This window comes from Leptospira wolffii serovar Khorat str. Khorat-H2 (assembly GCF_000306115.2).
In the GTDB taxonomy this organism is placed as follows: Bacteria; Spirochaetota; Leptospiria; order Leptospirales; family Leptospiraceae; genus Leptospira_B; species Leptospira_B wolffii.
Genome location: NZ_AKWX02000012.1, coordinates 161,913 through 181,379, shown reverse-complemented (window position 1 = coordinate 181,379; position 19,467 = coordinate 161,913). Strand labels below are relative to the sequence as shown.

The following is a 19,467-nucleotide window of genomic DNA, read 5'->3' as shown; positions in this document are numbered from 1 at the left end:
TTATTGTCAAATTGAAAATTCGAGAGGAAAAAGAAATGATCGGAATCGGATCAGGAAAGAGTCTTTTCTAAAGTGTTCCAGGCTAGAACGGCGCATTTGATCCGAGCCGGAAGCTTCTTCACCGCTTCCAAGGATTCCAAGTCCTCATATTCTTCCGAAAAATGCGGATCCTTGTCTTCGAGTAACATGGCCTTGAATTTACTTAAAAGCTCTTTTGCTTCCCCTAAGTTCTTGCCGTAAAGGCTTTCGGTCAACATGGAGGCCGAAGCTTGGGAGATGGAGCAACCCTTACCCGTAAATGTAATATCTGCGATCTTGTCTTTGTCCAGTTTAAGAAAAAGTTCCACCTCGTCTCCGCAAAGAGGATTTACTCCTTCTCCGTGCAGATCCGGATGCTCCAAAACCCCGTGGTGCCTAGGATTTTGGTAATGATCGATGAGTACTTCTTTGTAAAGACTATCGCTTAAGGACACGACCGAAGATCTCCTTCACCTTCTTTAGACCCCCCAGAAGAGCGTCTACGTCCTCTTTGGTGTTATAAAGATAGAAAGAGGCCCTACAAGTTCCTGCGATTCCCTTGAAGTCCATGAAAGGCTGGGCGCAATGATGTCCCACTCGGATGGCTATACCTTCCTCGTCCAATATGGATCCGACGTCGTGAGGATGGACTCCCGGAAAATTAAAGGAGATGACTCCACCTCTTTTCTTGAGATCGGTAGGGCCGTATAATTCCAAGCCTCCGAAATCGTCCAAGCGATCCAACGCATATTCCAATAATTGCAATTCGTGATTATGGATTTCCTGCATCCCCACGGACTCCAGATATTCTATTGCCGCGGCAAAGCCGATTCCCCCGGCAATATTCGGAGTCCCTGCTTCTAATCTAGCGGGAAGATCCGCATAAGTAGACCTGTCTTTCCAGACCTTCTCGATCATATCCCCGCCACCCATCCAAGGAGGCATGGTTTCCAAGATCTCTTCCTTGGCATAGAGTACACCCACTCCCGTGGGTCCGAGCATCTTATGAGCGGAGAATGCGTAAAAATCGAAGTCCTGTTTTTGGACGTTCGTTTGCAAATGAGAAGCGCCTTGGGCTCCGTCCACTAAAACCTTGGCTCCTACTTGCCTAGCTCTTTTTATAATAGGCTCCAAATCGTGAACGGTACCGGTTACGTTGGACATCTGAGCTAAAGCCACCAATTTGACCCGGTCGGTGATGATCTCGTCTAAATTACTTAAATCTAATGTAGCGTCCTGGTTCAAAGGGATAAATTTCAGGACAGCCTGCTTTTCCTGCGCCAGCATTTGCCAAGGAACCAGATTGGAATGGTGCTCCAACTCGGTGAGAACGATCTCGTCTCCCTCGTGTATATTCGTACGCCCCCAGGATTGAGCGACGAGGTTGATGGATTCCGTGGTATTTCGGGTAAAGATGACTACCTTAGCGCATTGCGCTCCGATGAATCGGGATATCTTGATTCTGGACATCTCGTATTTTTCGGTGGCCTTTTGGGAGAGAGCGTAGATCCCTCTATGGATATTCGCGTTCTCTTCCTCGTAATAACGGCTGATCGTATCGATGACGCTTCGAGGCTTCTGGGAACTGGCCGCGCTATCCAGAAATACCAGAGGCTTCCCGTTCATTCGAGTGGATAGAATGGGGAAATCATTTCGGATCTTTGCTAGGTCGAAACTCATCGTATCTCTCTCCCGGCTGCCTTCATGTCAATCCTCCAACTCCACTTCCACGTCGTCACCTACGATTCTTGTCTTATAGACTGGCAAATCCTCGACAGCGGGCATACAAAGCACCTTACCGGTCCGGATATTGAACTTGGCCGCGTGCCTAGGACAGACGATTACGTCTCCCTCCAGTTCTCCGGTCGATATGTCCTCTCCGTCATGGGTGCAAATATCGGCAAATGCGCAAACCTCTTCTCCGAACCTGGTCAAGCCCACCCGGCTATAACGGGTCTCCGCCACGAAGACCTTGCCTTCCTCCAGATCCGAGAGTTTTGCGAGTTTTTGGAATTCTCCCATTATCGCCCTATCATTCTAGATTCTATCATAGAACCTAATTCTTCCTGCAAGGATTCGGAAGGAAATTCTCGCACGATCTCGTTTAAGAAGCCCTCTACTATCATTCGACGAGCTTCTTCTTCGTCTATACCTCGGGATGCGAGGTAGAATAATTGCTCTTCGTCGATCTCTCCCACGGTCGCCCCATGCTCGCATTTCACGCTATCCGCGAACACTTCCAGTTTGGGTATGGATTCCGCTCTAGCCGTCCGGTCTAGAAGAAGGTTATTATTGATCTGAATAGCACCCACATCCTTGCAATGAGAAGGGATATGCAGATTTCCGGTGAATACATTATGGGCCTTGTCTTTGACAACGGATCGGAAAAGTATGGAACTTTGTCCGTGGCTCTCCTTATGAAGAATCCGAATTTCGGTATCCTGAAATTCCCTTCCTTTCAAAGGAGCAAGCCCCGCATAACGGGTCCAAGCGCCTTTGCCCGACACCCAAGCGTCGTAGAAGGATTTTCCGCGGTATCCTCCCCAAGTCGCTATGCTCGTATGAAATTTGGAATCCTTGTCTTGTACGGAATGAGTAGCTCGGAAGCGAAACGTGGAATCGCCCAAATTCTCGACGGAGGAATACCGAAAGTCTCCTCCGACGGGAGTATTCAGAAGCGTAACTCCGTTCATAAGAACGAGATCCTTGGTGGAAGGCGATTCCCATCTCTCCAAAAACGTCGACTTGGAATTTGCAGGAGCATCGATAATAAGCAATGGAAGAATCAGATTTCCTTCTTCCAATCGGATCCGGATCTCCGGAACATTCTCTTCCGAAGAATTCAATCGGATATGATAGGCATGAGTGAATCTGGAAAATACGTATAAGGGAAACCATTCCTTCTCGTAAAGATATAAGGAAGTCTCAATCCGTTTCAATACCTCGGAAAGTTTCTCCGTCGGAAGATCTTGGAGTCGGACTACGGATGCACCGCTTAGTCCGGAAAGGTCCACGGAGGATTCCGGAGCCGATTTTGCATATTCTGATATTTTAAAATTAGAAAGACTGATTTTTCTCCAGGACTCCAAAGCGGAGCTGGGAAAAGGAGCGGCATTCAAAAGATTCTCCGCCTTCTCCCTGAATTCCTTCAACAGGGAAGGCTCCTTCTTCTCCTTGATAAAATCCGCAAAAGATTCCGCTAATAGCATCCGATCAGTTCGCTCCGGAAAGAATCCAGTCGTATCCTTTTTCTTCCAGTTCCAGCGCGAGCTCGCTTCCTCCCGTCTTCAGGATCTTGCCTTGAGCGAATACGTGAACGAAATCGGGGGTCACATAGTTTAACATCCTCTGGTAATGAGTGATGAGAAGAATGGACCGATCTGCGGATTTATTCTTGGTGATCCCTTCGCTGATGATCCGTAGAGCGTCTATATCCAGTCCCGAATCCGTCTCGTCCAAAACGGAAAGCTTAGGTTTAAGAAGAGTCATTTGTAGGATCTCGTTCCTCTTCTTTTCTCCTCCGGAAAAACCGTCGTTTACGTATCTTCCGATCCACGCATCCGGAACTTCCAAGAGTGCCGTGGCCTCTTTCAATTCTTTTCGGAATTCCTTCACGGGAAGATCTTTACCTCTCACCGACTTTAGAATCGTACGTAAGAAATTTCCGATGGTCACACCCGGAATGCTGGTGGGATATTGGAAGCAGAGAAAAATCCCGGCCCTGGCTCTTTCGTCCGTGGGCTTTTCCAGCAAGGACTCACCCTTAAAAAAAATATCCCCGGAAATCACTTTATATTTTGGGTGACCCATGATTACGTTCGAGAGAGTACTCTTTCCCGATCCGTTGGGTCCCATGATGGCATGGACCTCGCCCTCACCTATGGTCAAGTCGACGCCTTTCAGAATTTCCTGAACCTCGCCGTTCTCGGTTTCGACTCCCGCGCGAAGATTTGAGATTCTTAGTAATTCAGCCACGTGAGACTCCCTGCCTAGGACTATGTTTTTATTCCTAGGGCGGAGATCAATAGGAAAGATGTTCTCGGGTCCGAGCGATTTAGTAGGCTTCCCAATCCAAACGAAGAACCAAAACATGCTCCTCGCCCAGATTCAGGGTAAATAAGACATATTGGCGCTTGGAATCTATATCGTGAAAAGGTTCTGTGAAACCCGAAATCCGGCTAGAATGATAGGTCTCCGCCTTGTGGCGGATGAAAAACGGCTTCCATGCGTAATTATTTCCGATATCGGTGAGCAGCCTACTCCAAGGAAGATCGTAGGATTCCCTCTTGAAAGTCGGAGTCACTTGGTAACCGTGCATATCACATACTAAAACGGAAGTCGTTTCCGGAGGAAGGCGATCCAAAATGGAATTCAAACTCTCTAAGAGAGCGGTATCCGAAGATGTATCCATAGGCTTGAAAATCTCGATGAATTGATCCAAGAAGGATTGCTCTCTCCTCAGATTCTCGAGGATCTCCAAGAACCTCAGTCCGGAGAATTTTTCCAAAGAAGTCTTAAGAGTCTTATTAAAACGTTTCTTATCTTGGAAATCCACCGTAGGACGGGAAAAATAATAACCTTGCAGAAGATTAGCTCCCATGGATAAAGCTAGATACAATTCTTCTTCGTTCTCCACTCCTTCGAATAGGAGCTGGGATCCCAATCTTTGGGACATTTCCGAAATTGCGGAGAGCACATTCTTGAAGGATCGACGATTCAGACTCTCCCTCATGATCTTGATATCCACCTTCATGATATCCGGATGGATATAACCGATACGCTCCAGATTGGAGAATCCTACTCCGAGATCATCGACCGCAATCTTGATCCCTCTCTCCCGGAAGACGCTCACGATATAGAGAAGTTTTTCTATATTCCCCTCGAACTTATCCTCTGTGATCTCTAAAACTAGATCGTTCGGGTTAATATCGTATTTTTCGATTAGGTGGAGAATATGGAGCTTCTTTATGTCCAGAACTTCTCCGGTATAAACCATGGAGAGGAAATTCGGCATCATATTCAGGAAAATCCTGGTCTTGAGACCCGTTTCCTTTACGTGCTTGATCGCTTTTTCCCGGATGATTCTGTCTATATGTACCAAACGTACAGTATCCGTGTCCGGATTATGAAAATGATATCCTAAGGAATGATATTCGTTGGTTTCGGGAGAGAATACACGGCCTAAAACCTCGTATCCTACTATATTGCGATTCCCTACGTCTAAAATCGGCTGGTAATGCGGGGAATAATATCCTTCGCCCAAAGATAGAACTTGTTGTGATTCGTATTCAGCGAGCATGCGGATCTAACACTACAAGACTCGGTAGAATACTTTGCTACAAGCATATTTCCCGAAATCATCGTTACGTTTTTGGGCGAAAGAAGGGAAAATTTCAGTCTTTTTTTTCCTATTCATCCGAAGACCTTGATAAATTCTCTTAATTCTCCGAGTCGAATGGTTATGGACCGATGTGACTCCGAGGGCGAGAAATTTACGACCGGCTAATATATGTTAGTCGTTTAACGCGGACATGAAAGAGCATTTAGGATCCATTCTTCATACTTCCACATTAGAACCCATGTTCGGGACGTATTTCGGCCCCGTCCAAATCGATAATTCCAGAGAATACAAATCCGGTCCCCTCTCTTGGTTTCGGTCCGTAGATAGCGTGCTCGTGGATATATGGAACGATTCCGTATTTCTGGAGTTAAGAATTTTTCGGAACCGTTTCCGATCCGGAGCGAGACTCCTTCTCTGGAATCGGAAAAGCGATACCTTTCAGGAATTGAACGTGGAGGAAAACGGAACCTCTTCTTTTCTCAAGCAGGGAAGTTTTAAGGACGGATACTGGAGTTTCAGTAAAGGCGAGAAGAGATTCAATTTTAGATTGGATGATACGATCCGACAAGGTTATACCCATTCGGCGATCTGGGCCAAGGATCTGAATTTCCAATTGGACGCCCTAGTCAATACGGGAGATCCCAATCGGACCAGGCCCCTCACTCAGATCAATCCTTCTCGCGGGGACTGGTTCTTTTTGAACCGTTCTCCCCAACTGGAAGTGGAAGGACAACTTTCTTGGAACGATCTCTCTACGAACTTACAAAACGATTCCATAGCTTATTCCGTTTCCAAGGGATTCTCTTCCGAGGCTTTCCCATTGGAGAGTCGTATCTATCTAACGATCGGAAAGAAAAAGGCACAGATCTATCTGGGAGAAACGCCCGTCCTTTGGAAGGACGGAGAAGCGAAACTTCTGGATCCTACCGAAGAGATTTCCAACGGAAAAACCAAAACCGTGAAAAACGCTCAATTCGAATTGGCCCTGGAACCGGAGTTCGAAGCGAGCTTTCTCCGACCCAAGACCTGGGGCAAGGATCATTTCAGGAAAAGCTTATATACCGTAAGCGGCTGGATCAAGACCAAACAGAAAAAGGAAAAAGTGAGCGGAGGGATTGCGATTCTGGAAGTCCCGATTTCGCAACAAACCTGATCCGGAACCGGATCGCAGTTGCGATTCTACGAATTAGGAAGCGATCACCAGATCCAAAACGGTTTTGCCGTCCATTTCTCCCGTGATGCGATTCATGGCTCTTTCCGGGTGAGGCATCATTCCCGCGATCTTAAAATCTGCGGAGCAGATACCCGCGATATTGTCCAGACTTCCGTTCGGATTCTCGTCCGCGTAAAGAAACAGGATTCTTCCCTCGTCCTTCAATTGCTTACGAATATCTTCGGAAGCGAAATAACATCCGTCTCCGTGCGCCACAGGAACCCGTAAAATCCTATCCTTTTCCAGCTTTCCGCTGATCTTATTGGAATCGGACGCCTTTTTTAAGCCTACGGTTTTGCAGACATATTTTAGATTTCTATTACGTATAAGAGCGCCTGGAAGATATCCCGCCTCCGCGAGAATCTGGAATCCATTACAAATTCCGAATAATTTGCCGCCTCTGTCCGTGTGTTCCTTAACGGATTTCATCACCGGAGAAAAAGGAGCCATGGCTCCGGATCTCAGATAATCTCCGTAGGAGAATCCTCCGGGAAGAATGACCAAATCGTATTTTTCGGAGAATTGGTCCTTGTGCCATACCTTGTCCACCTTTGCGGAATAAAAATCCGCCAAGACTCTGGCGATATCGCTATCGCAATTGGATCCCGGAAAAGTAACGACCGCGGCCTTCATGCGGGGATAATCTCCGAACGATAGGTTTCGATCACGTGGTTCACTAGGAGCTTCTCACAAAGACTCTTTACAGTTTGCTCGGCAGTCGCGATATCCGGCGTATCCAATTTGACTTCTATGTATTTTCCGACTCTTACGTCCTGCACGGATTTCTCTCCGAGTTCCTGAAGAGTGGATTTAACCGTACTACCTTGCGGGTCTAGTACGGATTCTTTTAAGGTTACGTTGATTCTCGCGATAAACATTTTAATAGCCGGTCCTGTATTTCCTTATATGCCGCTTGGAGTTGAACAATGAGACTCTCTGGTAGATCCGGAGGAGGAGGCAGTTTGTTCCAACCCGACTTCTCCAGATAATTCCTAAGAATCTGTTTGTCCATGCTCGGAGGGGTGGTCCCTATCGTATAGGTCTCTTGAGCCCAGTACCGGGAAGAATCCGGAGTCAGAATCTCGTCGATCAGGATCACCTGTCCGTCCAGAATTCCGAACTCGAATTTGGTATCGCAGAGTAGAATCCCGGCCCCAGCTACCAGTTCAGAAGCCCTAGTATAAAGGGAAATCGATTTTTCCTTCAGAATGGAGAAGAGTTCTGCGCCGATCTCGTTTTTCATCCTTTCTTCCGATACGTTTTCGTCGTGACCCGTATCGTTTTTGATAGCGGGAGTAAAGGCAGGCTCGGGCAATTTTTCGGATTCTCGTAAACCGACCGGAAGCTTTTTAAAGGCAAGGGTCCCATCCTGCTTGTATTCTTTCCAACCGGAACCGGAAAGATATCCTCTCACCACGCATTCGAAATCGATGCGCCGGCATTTTTTCACCAGAACGGAACGGTCCTGCAATTCCGGGCTATTACGAAAGGGTTCGGGGAATTTGGAAACATCCGTCTCCACGATATGATTGGGAATGTCTTTGAAATAGGAAAACCATTCCGCCGAGATCCGATTCAGAACCTTTCCTTTACCGGGAACGATTTGTCGGAAGACCACGTCGAAGGCGGATACTCGATCCGTGGAGGAAAGAATCAGATTCTGTCCCAAATCGTAAACGTCTCTAACTTTTCCTATATAAGAAGGCTCGGGTAATTTCGTCATCCTTGGATAACCATGAGTGCGATATCGTCGTCGTGAGTCATCTTGCCCGAATGAGCGAGAATCTTATCCAAGGAAAAATTCAGTATATCGTCCGCATGGAACTCCACCGCTTCTTTCAGGATCTTTTTCAGACTTTCTTCGCCCAAAATATTATAGCTCTCGTCCGTTATTTCAGTCGCGCCGTCCGTGTAAAGCAATAGGGAAGCACCCGGATTAAACTCTACGCTCCTGAATTCGTCCTCGGTTCCGAGTTCTATCGGAATGATAAGAGGTCCCATGCCGGGCAACTCCTCCACGATCCCGTCCTTGTAAATCAAGGGAGGAGGATGGCCTCCGTTTGCGTATTCGAATTTACGATTCTTATCCAAGATTCCGTAGAAGAATGTGATGGAAAAATCCTCGGGAAGAATCTTCTCCAATTGTTGACGGAGAGTCCTGACCTTTTCCGCAAGAGTATTACTTCTTCCTAAATTGGAAACCTGCATCTTCACCATCGCAGAGAGAAGCGCCGCGGAAGGTCCGTGACCGGAACAGTCGGCGATAAAAACGTGGAGTTTGTCCTCCTCCACCCAGGCATCTATGAAATCCCCTCCGATCTGCATCAAAGGATGGAAAATGGAGCCGACCTTGATACCGTTCCAGTCCAAATGTTTTTCGGGAACGAGTTCCTGCTGTACCCTTCTCGCCATGACGAGTTCTTTCTCGTATTTCTTCTTTTGTTGGAAGATTTCGTCCTGAAGATTTTTGATGCGGATAAAGGCTCGTATCTTTGCCACCAATTCTTTGGGCTGAAAAGGCTTATGAAGAAAATCGTCGCCTCCGTTGGAAATGGCCTCGTCAAAACCTAATTCCCGATTATACGCGGTGATAAAAAGTATAGGCAGAAGTTTGAATCGATCGATCTCCCTCAACTCTTTGCAAAAGGAAAATCCGTCCTGGCCGGGCATGCTCACGTCCAGAAGAAGCACATCCACGTGATTGGTGGCGAGGAGGGTACGGGCGTCGTCCGTATTCATCGCGGTCAATACGTTGAAACCCATAGGCTTTAAGGTATGAACCAGAAGCTTCAGGTTGATATCGGAGTCGTCCACGGCCAGAATCGAATAATCCGAATAATTCAAAAGACTTTCCTGCTTTTCTCTATCCACCGGTTCTATCCATTTTTATAATATTCCAAAAATCGGAAGATTTCTAGTCGAACAATTCCTCTCGAATCGCCTTTATCTTATCCAATCTATAAACGAGGCGATACAGAATCAGAAAAAGAAGATGATAAGCCAAGACTCCCGCCCAAAAGGAGATCCTCATGTCGGGGTCCATACCCTTCTTGCCCAAAACGGAAGAAGGATGGTTGCCCGGATTTTCCACCCAACGAATGGCTCCCCAGGTAAGGATCGCGTTCACGGTGCAGAACAAACTCAAGAAAGCGGAGAAGATGTACTTCTTATTCTGATCCAAAACCAGAAACCGTAGTAAGAAATAAGCAACAAGGCTCAGGACCAAAACGAAAAAGGAATTCAAACGAGCGTCCGTCGTATCCCAGGGAGTCCCCCAAGCCAGATAGGCCCATATAGGCCCGGAGAAGAGCACCCCGATCGCGAATAGAAGGGAGATCTTGTTTGCGGAAAGAGAAAGAGTATCCCAGAAACGATCCTTGGTGATCAGATATCCGATCGCACATACCGCGGAAATGCCGGGACCGTACAACGCGACCCAGGCCACAGGCACATGAAAATAGAAAATCCTATGGGAAATCCCCTGCTCCAAGATCACATTCGGATAGTATAGTCCGAGAAGAACGGCAAAAGGAAAAAAGAGCAGAAATACGAAACCTAGAACCCAATCCCAGGCTGCCGCTAACATAGGAATCTTCATACACTAGGAAGTCTGTCCGTATCGCTTCCATGGATCAAGAAAAATCCTAATCGTCGGAAGTCATTTCCACGAGAAGGGCTCCCATGGATCCGTAAAAAAAGGCGAACGCCAAAAGTAATCCGAAAGATCCGACCAAGGAAGAGAAAGGTTGGCTCGCAAATTTTCTCTCCGCCTCCATCCCGTACAGAAAAATCGGAATGGATAACGGGACGAGTAAAAGAGGAAGTAGGATCTCCTTCAATCGGGAAGACAGACTGATATGAGAAAGACAGACTCCCAAAAAGGAAATGCAAAGTAGCCCGGGCAGAAAGAACACCAAATGTTTTTCGAATGCGACCCATTCGAAAGGGAAAGCCTTGAAAAATAAGGCGAACAATCCCAGAAGATAAAACGCGGTTCCGGACAATGCCAAAAAAACGAGAATCGATTTGGAAAGAAAAAGGATCCAAGGAGAAACGAAGAGCCTACTGGCGGTTCCTCCTCCGGATTCCCTCTCTTCCCAGGTGAATTGACCGACTAATACGAAAGAGGCGACGAACAAAATGGACCATTTCAGTCCGACGAGCGCCACCATGTCCATGTTTCCGTTTCTTTCCAGCGCATAATGGAATAGAAACACCATTGCGGATACGATTACGATGAGAGAAAGAATCCCGTTACTCGCCCGACCGAGCAGCCGCAGTTCTTTTTTGACTAAGGCCAGAAATTCCTTCATTTGGAATTCTCTCCCAACTCCAAGACCCGAGTAGGCGCCTGGATGGAAAAAGAAGGATCGTGGGTGACCATGACTAAAGCGGAGTCCCGAACTACGGATTCGAGTACCTTCTTGGCATTTTCCTCGCCTTCGGTATCCAGGGCGGTCAAGGGTTCGTCCAAAAGATACAAATCCACGTTAGGCAAAAGAGCCCGAACGAGCGCGGCTTTTTGTTTCATTCCTCGGGAGAAGGAGGAGACCGGATCCTTTCTCCTTTGCCAGAGTCTGAAATCCTTGAGCCAGGAATTTACCTGATCTTCGGATCTGCAATTCCCTGCAATCCCTCGGAAATATTCCAGATTTTCTTCCAGACTTAATGTGGTATACAATCCTAGCTCATGGCCTAGATAGGAAACGCGAGGAGAAGAATTCTCCGGAAACCGGATCTTGTCCTTGTATCTATCATGATGCAGGATTGCCTTAAGCAAGGTGGTCTTTCCGGAACCGTTGAGTCCCCTCACAAGCAGAACTTCTCCCGGAAAAACGGCAAAGGAGACGTTCTTCAAAACGGACTTTCGTCCGATACTATAGGATAGGCCGGAGCATTCCAAAACGGGGATCGATGTTTGTAACTGGACCAATGAGGACAATCTCTTCCGTAAAAGTCTATTTACAAGGCTTTAATTTACGCCGTATTCCCTTCTTCCTACTGCTTTTTATCTCCGTTTCCCTAAAGGCTCAGTTTAAGATCGGAGACCGAGAATACGCGGGAATCCTCTGGGGAGAAAATGAATTCTTATCTCCCGAGTTCTACCAAGACGGAAGCCTGGCTCGGACCGAGCAGGATTTCATTATCGCCGCCGGAAGGCACTGGAAAGGGGCCCCCCCACCCTCGAAAGGAAGTTTCGAGTTCGAAGGCAAGCAGATCGGAAATTGCGGGATCTTTAATAACGACGCGGTAGGATTACTGCAAACCGCCGATCCCAAAAAAAGGAACCAGGCGATTTCCATGTTGGAGGCCGGCATTCGGTACGACCCTTCCTTCTTCGCATTTCGTTATAATCTAGGAAGAGCGTTTCATATTGAGAAGAAATACCAAAAGGCCGCACTGCAATTCGAATACGCTGCCGCAGAGGTTCCTCAATATTACAGGACGTATATCCATCTGGGAGTACTATACGAACTACTGAACGAACAGATTCAAGCCGTGGCCTATTACAAAAAGGCGGTGGAAAGAAACCAGTTCCAGACAGAGGCGCTCGTTCTATTAGCGGAGCATTATATTCGCACGGATCTGAAGAATAGGGCACAGATTTATATTAAAAAAGCCTTGTCCATAGACGAGAATAGTCCAGATGCAAAGTTAGGCCTAGCCAGGTTGGAAATCATGAGCGGCCGGGATTATTACGCTTACAAGATCCTTCGGAACACGGACCTTTTCGACGACCAAGGCAAAAAGAGAGCGTACAATAAAAAATTCCATTTCTTCTTCGCGGAGACGGCGAGTAAGATCGGCGATTATGTCACGGCTGCAAAAGAATATGAGGAACTATTGAAATTCCCGAACGACCCCTTCTTCTCCGAATTCTCGATTAAAATCATAGAGAGAAGAAGGGACCTGGCCAAGAGATTCGCGGAGATCAAGGCTGCCGACGAAGAAGCGGAGAAGGAACAGCAATAATAGCCGGATCCGAAAAAGACTTGGCAAACCAAGGGAAAACCCCCATTCTTGAGGGCGGAGGATCCAATGAAAAACCAAACCAGGCTTTTCGCTTTGGCGACCCTCTTCTTCTTCGTCCCGCTTTTGGCCCAACAAAAACAAAAGGTCAACGAGTCGGACGTGTTTCAGGACGAAACGAGCGAGTATACCAAGTCTCTGAAAAAAATCATCGTCGGTCTCGAAGCGACCATCAACGAGAGATTGAAAGACTTGGAGCGCAAACACGATATTCTCGTGGTCCTGATGCCGAAGTACGAGAAACGCCAAACCATCGTCACGGAAGACATCCCTTTCCAAGTACAGGACGGTTATGAGAGTAACTTACTCAAATACATCACCTTCCAGTTCAACGGAGGAAAGGTTTCGGATATCACTCTAGCTTCGGAGAGTCGTAGGATTTACTACGAAGTGATGTTCGAGAACAAAAAAATCGTCTTCAAACCCGCCGATTTAAAAACGAGCGAAGTCACTCACGAGGTATTCGAAAAAACCGAAGTCACCAGATTGAGCGAAATGTCCCTCGAAAACCAGATCAAGGCCTTGAGATTGCTGGAAGCCAGCTTACGTTCGTCCATTTATCGGATCGACGTTCTCCTCGCTTTGTATAAGGACAAAAAAGACCGCAAGAACCTGTATCATATCGAGTTCTAAATCCGGTTTTCGGATTCGAGTCTTTTCGAGGCCCCGTCGCGCAAAATAGCGCTTCGGGGTTTTTTATTGGGAAGATTACAAAATCAAAATCCAATAAATGGTAGAATATAAGATTCCGCCGATGATTGCGGAAGAAATGGAAAATCGAAGAATTCCCGGAACGAGCCCGTCTGCGGTTTGAAATCTATCCCATAGACCGAGTCGTTTCTGCAATTGTCTTTCTTTGCCCGGAGTTATCTTAGGATAATCCTTAACGACAAAAGATCGACCAGAAGCCGGTTCCGGCTTGGACTTCTTGTCGAGAGTCCAATTTAAAATCTTGGCCTCGGTCAGAAGCAACTCTTCCAATGCGGAAAAACGCAATTGGGATAGGGAATTATAAGTGGCGTCTATCCAAGAATCCACAACTTTCAACCATTCGTTCATATTGTCCCGCGTAGGAGGAACGAATTCGAATTTTCCGAGCCCTGCAGTCCAGGAATCCACACCCAATCGTTTTAATAGTTCGTTATCCAATTCTATTCTTTCCGCATGTCTATAAACGATTTCTAAAGCGTTAAAGAGTTCGGTACCCGCGGCCACCAATCGGTCCAATTCCCTCGAACTAACGTTCCTATCCGCAGTCACGACCGCGTATACATTGTTCAAAAATCCGCGAGCATCCTGCACGTCGGCACGAGAATGATCCGCGTAGTGTAGGACTTCCAACAGACCTGAGAGATATTCCGGCCATCCTTTACCGATTTCTTTCGCGGCTTGTAAATGAGCGGAACGACATAGTCTGTCGTGTTCAAACACAGTCTGCAGGACCCTCTCGTATTCTTGGCGAACCGTTTCGATTGCTTTCGGTAATTCTCTCTTCTTGAGTTCCGTTCCCCGGAATCGAATGATCCCATCCGGCGGGACAAGAAATCCATCCCTCAATGCGGAAAGCAGATCCAATTCTCTTTCCAGATTCCTGAATTTCTCGAGATCTTCGGATAAGGTGGGAGGATACAACTCTCCCAAGGTCTTGGAAATAGATTCGATCTTATGCTCGAAGAAATCTTCCGGTTTCTCGGCGTATCGAACGAAGGAACGTCCCAAATAAGCCCCTCGATAGCGGCTATCCAAGTATTCCTGTTTGTATTCTTCGTCCAATTTTCCGATCGTCTGATCGTCGGTATTTACTTCTTCCGGGAAATTAGAAAGAAGCTGCTTCACAAATTTCCGTTTGAGACCTTCCGGATCGTCGAAAACCACCCAGCTTTCCCTATCGTCGAGCGCTGCGGGGATATATACCTTTTTTGCGTTATTCTCCCTTTCATGATTATAAGGGTGAGTCGCCCACATCTTTGGAGGCTGAGCAATTTCCGTGGTGAACACCCTATGCTCGCTCGGATTGGTTTCGGGAAGAACGGCGACTTTACAATAACCGGGATCATTCAATATTCGACCCATATGATCGATCGTACGCAAATGTACGTTGAATATGTTAGCGGTAACCTTATTTTCCTGAGCTTGCCTATAAAAGAAATTTTGAGCGCTATCCCAAGTGGAATCGGCTGCCTGCAATTTATGCAAAGCATGGACCAACGCGTCGCTTCCGGTTACGGAAACCGCGACTAAATCCGCTTGGAACTCCATCTCCCGCGATAGGGCATGCTGAGCCATAAGTACCAGATTAAAAATGGATTCCAGAGTGGCTCGCAAGGACCATACCGCCAGACGTAATATCCAAAATACCCAAGCAAGTCTGAGATCCGTGTAGGACCAACTCTTTAGGAAATCATCCAAAGCGTCCCTTTTAGCGATGATATGAGCGGCTATCTGTTGCGCGATATAAACCCAGTTTCCGACCGCCATACTTCTTTGTGCGAAATGACCGAACTCATGTGCGAGTACCGCTTTGAGTTCGCTGATCGTCAAAACGTTCACGAGACCCAGGCCTATCTCCAGATTCTTTTTGGAAGGAAAGAAGAAATTCAGAATGGATAAATCGTAGAAAACGCAGGCATTGACTCTGGAAGAAAGAAACACTCTATGAGGTCTCGGCGCTCCCGTTTCATCCGCCAATCGATAAAGGAACTTAAATAGTTTCGGTTCGCTCTCTTTCGTTACCTCGTATTCTTGGGAAATCTCTCCCTTCTTAACGAAGAATAAGGCCTTAATCATGAAAAAGGCAATCATACCGGAAGCCAAGGCCGAAACGAAAGTGAATAGATTGGAATTCGGAGACTCTAATCCGGCCGATACTAAGTAAATCGTGGCCCCGGTAAACCAAGCAGCGGTAAGAATATAGATAATCGCGAATCCGATCAGACCCGTAACGGCGAACCAAAGATTTCTTTTATGATTTTTGGTAGGAAGAGTCAGATCCTTCGGGACATGGAGCGGGTTTTCAGGGTATGCAAAATCCATAAGCAAATTCGTTTCCTTCCGTTCGATACGGCCGAGCTATATCAATAAAGTCCGAATTTTTCCGTTCCCGACAAGGAAATCGCTATTTTTTCGAATAGAATAGCTAAAATCGCGAGCCCGAAGGTATCCGGTTCCATTCTTCCATCTCCAGGATCCGGGAGCAGAATTTTCTAGCGGATTTCACATTATGAGTCACCCAGAGAATGGTGACTCCTTCCGATTGTTGGTATTCCTTCAAGGCGGAGAGCACTTGGAAATTCAGGAGAGGATCCAATGCGGAAGTCGCTTCGTCCAATAACAAAAGTTTAGGGCGACAGATCAAGGCACGTAGTAGTGCCAGCCTCTGCAATTCTCCTCCGGAGAAAAGAGAAGGCAAACGCTTCAGATCCTTATCCTGCAAGCCCAGGATAGGAATCCATTTCTCCAATAGAGATTCGTAATATTCTTCCTCTCCGAAAAGAAGAAGCGGTTCCCTTAAGCTCTTTTCAAGAGTCCAGATGGGATTGAAGCCTAGGATCGGATCCTGGAATACCGGCTGCACCCATCTGGGAGGAATCTCCTTCTTATTTTTTCCGAAGAGAAGAATTCTCCCCTTTTTGGTCCAGGAAGAAGGAAAAGGTAAGTCTAAAATGAAACGGAGGACTGTGGATTTTCCGGATCCGCTTCGCCCCAGGATTCCCAGGAATTCTCCGGCAAAGACGGTGAGATTCAGATCGGATAGATAGATTCTTTCGGGGGAGAATAAGGAAAGCTTCTCCAAGACCAATACAGGTTCTTCTTGCCCGACCATCGATACCGGTTTAATGCTTGCCCGGAATTCTTACAACCAATCCCCTAAAAACATGGCTTTGAAAATCACGGAAGTAGGTCCTAGAGACGGACTCCAAAACGAGAAACTCGCTATTCCCACCCAGGACAAACTCGTCTTTATCCAAAAATTGGTACAGGCCGGCCTAAAGAATATAGAAGCTACTTCCTTCGTAAAGAAGGAAGCCATTCCGCAATTAGGCGACGCCAAGGAGCTCTCTGCCGGTCTGAACTTCCATAGCGGTACCAATTTCAGCGCCCTCACTCCGAATTTAAAGGGTTACCAGGCGGCGATAGAAGCGGGATTTCGAGAAGTGGCCGTTTTTACCGCAGCTTCGGAATCGTTCGTGAAAAAGAACATCAATCGTACCATCCGAGAATCCATAGAAGGATTTTCGGAAATTTTCAAAGAAGCCCGCAAGGATGGAGTCCTAGTTCGAGGCTATGTGTCCACCGTAATCGACTGTCCCTACGAAGGAAAAATCGCCCCCGAAAAAGTATTAGAAGTTTCTAAAATACTTTTGGACCAAGGTGCTTATGAGATATCTCTGGGAGAGACGATCGGAACCGCGGTCCCTTCCGAAGTGGAAACCCTCTTGAATCTACTACTCCGTGAAATTCCCGCAGAAAAACTAGCCGGACATTTTCACGATACATATGGAATGGCGATCTCCAACGTTCAAAAATCCTACGAAATGGGAATACGTTCCTTCGACTCTTCTTCCGGAGGTCTGGGGGGATGCCCTTATGCCAAAGGAGCTTCGGGAAACTTGGCCACCGAAGATCTAGTGTATTATTTCCATAAATCCGGGATACAAACGGGCATAGATCTCTCCAAACTCATGGAAGCGTCCTCGTTTATGGAGGGTTTATTGCAAAGAAAACTCTCCTCCAGATCCTATATAGCGCTTAGAGCGAAAGCGACCTCCTAATCGTCCGAGAAAAAAGGAAATGAGGAAATCCGAATCTTCCCGGAGCGTCGAGTCCTTTCAAAAAAGTTTCGATCGATTGTACGATAAATATACCCGTCCCGACTTTTTGGATTCGGACCCTCTTTTTCTCTGCTATCTGTACGATTCTCCCGAAGACAGGGAATTCGTAGGCCTACTATCGGCGCTATTCGCCTACGGAAACGTCTCGGCCATCCGAGGTTTTCTCTCCAGATTGCTCGCCCCCATGGGAAAGCACCCTAAGAGATATTTGCTTACTAAAGGAACGGATATTTGGAGAGGCAAACTCGGACCCTATCGTTTTCAAAAGGAGAAGGACATCCTACTTTTTCTGGAAGCATTAAGATTCGCTTATGGAGAATCCAATCGTAAGGGAAACAAACTGTTGGAGCATTGGTTTTCTCCCTTGGATCCGAAGGAATCTGGTTTGGAAAAAAGAATCCTGGGCTTCCAGTCCAGACTCTCCGAAGTTCTGCGAAATTTGGATCCGAATTGGAAGACCTACGGTCTCGGATTTCTGATCGGAATCGGAAACGAAAAATCGGCACACAAAAGATATTGCATGTTCCTACGTTGGATGGTTCGCACAGAAGCTCCCGATCTGGGGCTCTACAAAAACATACTACCGGAAGAACTGATTTTTCCATTGGACACTCATATCAACCGATTGGCGGAAATCTTGGGAGCCACGAATAGAAAGACTTCGGATTATAAAAAGGCCAAAGAAGTCACGGATTTCTTTCGAAACTATTACCCTCGGGATCCTCTCCGCATGGATTTCGCATTATGCAGACTGGGTATTTTAAGAAAATGTAAATCCTCTTACGTGAGGGAACTTTGCGAGACCTGCGAGCTTAACACCGTATGTTCGGTTTATTCTTCCAAACGTCGCTCTAAGCCGACCGAAAAAATCGGATAAGATCTTCCGAAATACTAAATGTCCGGAAGAATCGGAAATTGCTTGAAGGATCTCCCGATCCTACTTTGATTGCAGGCGATAAGAAACCTTCTTATCTCATTTCATTTGGAAGTAAAACTAATGGCTCTGCAATACATAGAAATCGAAGAAAAAGATTCTCTGGCTTGGATCTGGTTGAATCGAGGACCTGCGAACGAAATGACCTCCGAACTTATGGAGGAATTGATCGAAGCGCATCGTATTCTTGCGGCTAAGAAAAGCGTAAGAGCAGTACTTATAGGTTCGCGTTTCGAGAAATTCTTCTCTAACGGACTCGATCCCAAATACATGCTGGATAGAAGCCCCGAAGACAGGATCAAAGTATTCTCCACTTTATTCGATATGATGCGCGTCATTTATTCTTTCCCCAAACCCGAGGCCTGCGTTATCAACGGACATGCCATGGCTGGAGGAGCGGTGCTAGGCATTCTCACCGATTTTAGATTCATGGGAATGGGGAAATCCAGATATTGTTTCTCGGAAGTTTTGGTCGGACTCACCATCCCTCCTATGCTTCTACGAATCATAGAATCGGTCGTAGGAAGACCCAATCTGAGAGAAGTCGCCATGCAAGGTAAGGCGTTTAAACCGGAAGAAGCGGCGTCTATCGGTTTAGTGGATTCTTTTTTTCCCGTCGAGGATTTGAACCGTAAGGCGGAAGCGCATATGCTTTCGTATTTGGATCTCCCCCAAGCCAGCGTGGAATCCATCAAATTAGGAATCCGAAAGAATCTAATCGACGAGATGAAGGCTCCTACGGACGAACTCATCCAAGAATTCAAACCGTTCGTGACCGGAAATTTCGACGAAGGACTGAAAGCCGTTTTGGAACGCAGGAGACCGATTTTTAAGAACGATTGAAAGTAAGATGGGAAGAAGTGGTACCGCCACGGAGAATTGAACTCCGGTTACCAGGATGAAAACCTGGTGTCCTAACCACTAGACGATGGCGGCGTTTTATTTTGCTAAATTAGTTTGAGTCGTTTGGGACTCGAACCCAAGACCCTCTCATTAAAAGTGAGATGCTCTACCGACTGAGCTAACGACTCGAACCGTAAGAACACGATATTTTTCGAACCTCCCCGGTCAAACGAATTTCAGAGAGTTTTTCGCCCTT

At 46.8% G+C, this 19,467-nt stretch carries 21 protein-coding genes and 2 tRNA genes; 6 read left to right on the top strand and 17 right to left on the bottom strand.

Annotation, left to right across the window (positions count from 1 at the left end; genetic code table 11):
• Nucleotides 1-50 precede the first annotated feature (50 nt).
• The 6 genes from sufU to LEP1GSC061_RS09900 form a co-directional block, all read right to left on the bottom strand.
• The gene (gene sufU / locus LEP1GSC061_RS09925) at nucleotides 51-473 is read right to left on the bottom strand and encodes a Fe-S cluster assembly sulfur transfer protein SufU (protein WP_016545267.1); all 423 of its coding nucleotides are present in this window, start codon (nucleotides 471-473) and stop codon (nucleotides 51-53) included.
• A complete protein-coding gene (locus LEP1GSC061_RS09920) occupies nucleotides 457-1,698 on the bottom strand; it encodes a cysteine desulfurase (protein ID WP_016545223.1) in 1,242 nt (413 codons plus the stop codon). The genes sufU and LEP1GSC061_RS09920 overlap by 17 nt, the downstream gene beginning before the upstream one ends.
• A gap of 27 nt (nucleotides 1,699-1,725) precedes the next feature.
• Nucleotides 1,726-2,040 carry a Rieske (2Fe-2S) protein gene (locus LEP1GSC061_RS09915; protein ID WP_016545403.1) on the bottom strand — a complete coding sequence of 105 codons (315 nt, stop codon included), beginning with the start codon at nucleotides 2,038-2,040 and terminating at the stop codon, nucleotides 1,726-1,728.
• Nucleotides 2,040-3,227 (bottom strand): Fe-S cluster assembly protein SufD, encoded by a 1,188-nt coding sequence (gene sufD, locus LEP1GSC061_RS09910; protein WP_016545367.1) that lies wholly within the window; start codon nucleotides 3,225-3,227, stop codon nucleotides 2,040-2,042. The genes LEP1GSC061_RS09915 and sufD overlap by 1 nt, the downstream gene beginning before the upstream one ends.
• Nucleotides 3,228-3,231: 4 nt before the next feature.
• On the bottom strand, nucleotides 3,232-3,993 hold the full coding sequence (gene sufC / locus LEP1GSC061_RS09905; protein ID WP_016545272.1) for a Fe-S cluster assembly ATPase SufC: 762 nt from the start codon (nucleotides 3,991-3,993) through the stop codon (nucleotides 3,232-3,234).
• A gap of 79 nt (nucleotides 3,994-4,072) precedes the next feature.
• Nucleotides 4,073-5,317, bottom strand: a complete 1,245-nt coding sequence (locus LEP1GSC061_RS09900) for an EAL domain-containing protein (RefSeq protein ID WP_040508407.1) — start codon at nucleotides 5,315-5,317, stop codon at nucleotides 4,073-4,075.
• Nucleotides 5,318-5,549: 232 nt separating this feature from the next.
• Here LEP1GSC061_RS09900 and LEP1GSC061_RS09895 point away from each other — a divergent pair, with 232 nt between their 5' ends.
• Nucleotides 5,550-6,512: a hypothetical protein gene (locus tag LEP1GSC061_RS09895; RefSeq protein WP_016545429.1), complete on the top strand. Its 963-nt coding sequence runs from the start codon at nucleotides 5,550-5,552 to the stop codon at nucleotides 6,510-6,512.
• Between the two features lie 33 nt (nucleotides 6,513-6,545).
• Here the strand turns inward: LEP1GSC061_RS09895 and purQ are convergent, their stop codons facing one another.
• The 7 genes from purQ to LEP1GSC061_RS09860 are packed head-to-tail and all read right to left on the bottom strand — an operon-like array spanning nucleotide 6,546 to nucleotide 11,505.
• Nucleotides 6,546-7,205 carry a phosphoribosylformylglycinamidine synthase subunit PurQ gene (gene purQ, locus LEP1GSC061_RS09890; protein ID WP_016545232.1) on the bottom strand — a complete coding sequence of 220 codons (660 nt, stop codon included), beginning with the start codon at nucleotides 7,203-7,205 and terminating at the stop codon, nucleotides 6,546-6,548.
• A complete protein-coding gene (gene purS, locus LEP1GSC061_RS09885; RefSeq protein WP_016545434.1) occupies nucleotides 7,202-7,450 on the bottom strand; it encodes a phosphoribosylformylglycinamidine synthase subunit PurS in 249 nt (82 codons plus the stop codon). The genes purQ and purS overlap by 4 nt, the downstream gene beginning before the upstream one ends.
• Complete coding sequence (locus LEP1GSC061_RS09880; RefSeq protein ID WP_016545182.1) at nucleotides 7,426-8,295, bottom strand: phosphoribosylaminoimidazolesuccinocarboxamide synthase; 870 nt, start codon at nucleotides 8,293-8,295, stop codon at nucleotides 7,426-7,428. Before LEP1GSC061_RS09880 ends, purS begins: the two co-directional genes overlap by 25 nt.
• Nucleotides 8,292-9,443 (bottom strand): PP2C family protein-serine/threonine phosphatase, encoded by a 1,152-nt coding sequence (locus LEP1GSC061_RS09875; protein WP_016545426.1) that lies wholly within the window; start codon nucleotides 9,441-9,443, stop codon nucleotides 8,292-8,294. The genes LEP1GSC061_RS09880 and LEP1GSC061_RS09875 overlap by 4 nt, the downstream gene beginning before the upstream one ends.
• A 43-nt stretch (nucleotides 9,444-9,486) precedes the next feature.
• Nucleotides 9,487-10,170: a cytochrome c biogenesis protein CcsA gene (gene ccsA / locus LEP1GSC061_RS09870; RefSeq protein WP_016545333.1), complete on the bottom strand. Its 684-nt coding sequence runs from the start codon at nucleotides 10,168-10,170 to the stop codon at nucleotides 9,487-9,489.
• A 46-nt stretch (nucleotides 10,171-10,216) separates the two neighbouring features.
• Complete coding sequence (locus tag LEP1GSC061_RS09865) at nucleotides 10,217-10,885, bottom strand: heme exporter protein CcmB (protein ID WP_016545257.1); 669 nt, start codon at nucleotides 10,883-10,885, stop codon at nucleotides 10,217-10,219.
• Nucleotides 10,882-11,505: an ABC transporter ATP-binding protein gene (locus LEP1GSC061_RS09860; protein ID WP_052006524.1), complete on the bottom strand. Its 624-nt coding sequence runs from the start codon at nucleotides 11,503-11,505 to the stop codon at nucleotides 10,882-10,884. The genes LEP1GSC061_RS09865 and LEP1GSC061_RS09860 overlap by 4 nt, the downstream gene beginning before the upstream one ends.
• Between LEP1GSC061_RS09860 and LEP1GSC061_RS09855 the strand changes: the two genes are divergently transcribed.
• Both LEP1GSC061_RS09855 and LEP1GSC061_RS09850 read left to right on the top strand, forming a co-directional pair.
• Nucleotides 11,505-12,545 carry a tetratricopeptide repeat protein gene (locus LEP1GSC061_RS09855; protein WP_016545431.1) on the top strand — a complete coding sequence of 347 codons (1,041 nt, stop codon included), beginning with the start codon at nucleotides 11,505-11,507 and terminating at the stop codon, nucleotides 12,543-12,545. The two genes, LEP1GSC061_RS09860 and LEP1GSC061_RS09855, sit on opposite strands and share 1 nt — an antisense overlap.
• Nucleotides 12,546-12,611: 66 nt before the next feature.
• Complete coding sequence (locus tag LEP1GSC061_RS09850; RefSeq protein ID WP_016545337.1) at nucleotides 12,612-13,235, top strand: hypothetical protein; 624 nt, start codon at nucleotides 12,612-12,614, stop codon at nucleotides 13,233-13,235.
• A 75-nt stretch (nucleotides 13,236-13,310) separates the two neighbouring features.
• On the opposite strand, the gene LEP1GSC061_RS09845 is transcribed toward LEP1GSC061_RS09850, so the two are convergent.
• Both LEP1GSC061_RS09845 and LEP1GSC061_RS09840 read right to left on the bottom strand, forming a co-directional pair.
• Nucleotides 13,311-15,635: a M48 family metallopeptidase gene (locus LEP1GSC061_RS09845; protein WP_016545210.1), complete on the bottom strand. Its 2,325-nt coding sequence runs from the start codon at nucleotides 15,633-15,635 to the stop codon at nucleotides 13,311-13,313.
• Between the two features lie 103 nt (nucleotides 15,636-15,738).
• Nucleotides 15,739-16,425 (bottom strand): ATP-binding cassette domain-containing protein, encoded by a 687-nt coding sequence (locus LEP1GSC061_RS09840; protein ID WP_016545203.1) that lies wholly within the window; start codon nucleotides 16,423-16,425, stop codon nucleotides 15,739-15,741.
• Nucleotides 16,426-16,477: 52 nt separating this feature from the next.
• On the opposite strand from LEP1GSC061_RS09840, the gene LEP1GSC061_RS09835 reads away from it, so the two are divergent.
• From LEP1GSC061_RS09835 to LEP1GSC061_RS09825, 3 genes are all read left to right on the top strand, one after another.
• Nucleotides 16,478-17,374 (top strand): hydroxymethylglutaryl-CoA lyase, encoded by an 897-nt coding sequence (locus tag LEP1GSC061_RS09835; protein WP_040508403.1) that lies wholly within the window; start codon nucleotides 16,478-16,480, stop codon nucleotides 17,372-17,374.
• Nucleotides 17,375-17,393: 19 nt separating this feature from the next.
• Nucleotides 17,394-18,311, top strand: coding sequence for a TIGR02757 family protein (locus LEP1GSC061_RS09830; protein ID WP_016545196.1), 918 nt, complete (start codon nucleotides 17,394-17,396; stop codon nucleotides 18,309-18,311).
• 120 nt (nucleotides 18,312-18,431) lie between these two features.
• A complete protein-coding gene (locus tag LEP1GSC061_RS09825) occupies nucleotides 18,432-19,211 on the top strand; it encodes an enoyl-CoA hydratase/isomerase family protein (protein ID WP_016545244.1) in 780 nt (259 codons plus the stop codon).
• An 18-nt stretch (nucleotides 19,212-19,229) separates the two neighbouring features.
• On the opposite strand, the gene LEP1GSC061_RS09820 is transcribed toward LEP1GSC061_RS09825, so the two are convergent.
• A tRNA-Glu gene (locus LEP1GSC061_RS09820) sits at nucleotides 19,230-19,304 on the bottom strand.
• A 22-nt stretch (nucleotides 19,305-19,326) separates the two neighbouring features.
• Nucleotides 19,327-19,399: transfer RNA gene (locus tag LEP1GSC061_RS09815), tRNA-Lys, on the bottom strand.
• Nucleotides 19,400-19,467: the final 68 nt, after the last annotated feature.

Bases quoted from the DNA above. Each gene is read 5' to 3' on its own strand.
- purQ (WP_016545232.1), bottom strand. From the start codon at position 7,205: ATGAAGGCCGCGGTCGTTACTTTTCCGGGATCCAATTGCGATAGCGAT.
- purS (WP_016545434.1), bottom strand. From the start codon at position 7,450: ATGTTTATCGCGAGAATCAACGTAACCTTAAAAGAATCCGTACTAGAC.
- LEP1GSC061_RS09830 (WP_016545196.1), top strand. From the start codon at position 17,394: ATGAGGAAATCCGAATCTTCCCGGAGCGTCGAGTCCTTTCAAAAAAGT.
- LEP1GSC061_RS09915 (WP_016545403.1), bottom strand. From the start codon at position 2,040: ATGGGAGAATTCCAAAAACTCGCAAAACTCTCGGATCTGGAGGAAGGC.
- LEP1GSC061_RS09900 (WP_040508407.1), bottom strand. From the start codon at position 5,317: ATGCTCGCTGAATACGAATCACAACAAGTTCTATCTTTGGGCGAAGGA.
- ccsA (WP_016545333.1), bottom strand. From the start codon at position 10,170: ATGAAGATTCCTATGTTAGCGGCAGCCTGGGATTGGGTTCTAGGTTTC.
- LEP1GSC061_RS09850 (WP_016545337.1), top strand. From the start codon at position 12,612: ATGAAAAACCAAACCAGGCTTTTCGCTTTGGCGACCCTCTTCTTCTTC.
- LEP1GSC061_RS09825 (WP_016545244.1), top strand. From the start codon at position 18,432: ATGGCTCTGCAATACATAGAAATCGAAGAAAAAGATTCTCTGGCTTGG.
- LEP1GSC061_RS09880 (WP_016545182.1), bottom strand. From the start codon at position 8,295: ATGACGAAATTACCCGAGCCTTCTTATATAGGAAAAGTTAGAGACGTT.
- LEP1GSC061_RS09865 (WP_016545257.1), bottom strand. From the start codon at position 10,885: ATGAAGGAATTTCTGGCCTTAGTCAAAAAAGAACTGCGGCTGCTCGGT.
- LEP1GSC061_RS09840 (WP_016545203.1), bottom strand. From the start codon at position 16,425: ATGGTCGGGCAAGAAGAACCTGTATTGGTCTTGGAGAAGCTTTCCTTA.
- LEP1GSC061_RS09895 (WP_016545429.1), top strand. From the start codon at position 5,550: ATGAAAGAGCATTTAGGATCCATTCTTCATACTTCCACATTAGAACCC.
- LEP1GSC061_RS09855 (WP_016545431.1), top strand. From the start codon at position 11,505: ATGAGGACAATCTCTTCCGTAAAAGTCTATTTACAAGGCTTTAATTTA.
- LEP1GSC061_RS09920 (WP_016545223.1), bottom strand. From the start codon at position 1,698: ATGAGTTTCGACCTAGCAAAGATCCGAAATGATTTCCCCATTCTATCC.
- sufD (WP_016545367.1), bottom strand. From the start codon at position 3,227: ATGCTATTAGCGGAATCTTTTGCGGATTTTATCAAGGAGAAGAAGGAG.
- LEP1GSC061_RS09835 (WP_040508403.1), top strand. From the start codon at position 16,478: ATGGCTTTGAAAATCACGGAAGTAGGTCCTAGAGACGGACTCCAAAAC.
- LEP1GSC061_RS09845 (WP_016545210.1), bottom strand. From the start codon at position 15,635: ATGGATTTTGCATACCCTGAAAACCCGCTCCATGTCCCGAAGGATCTG.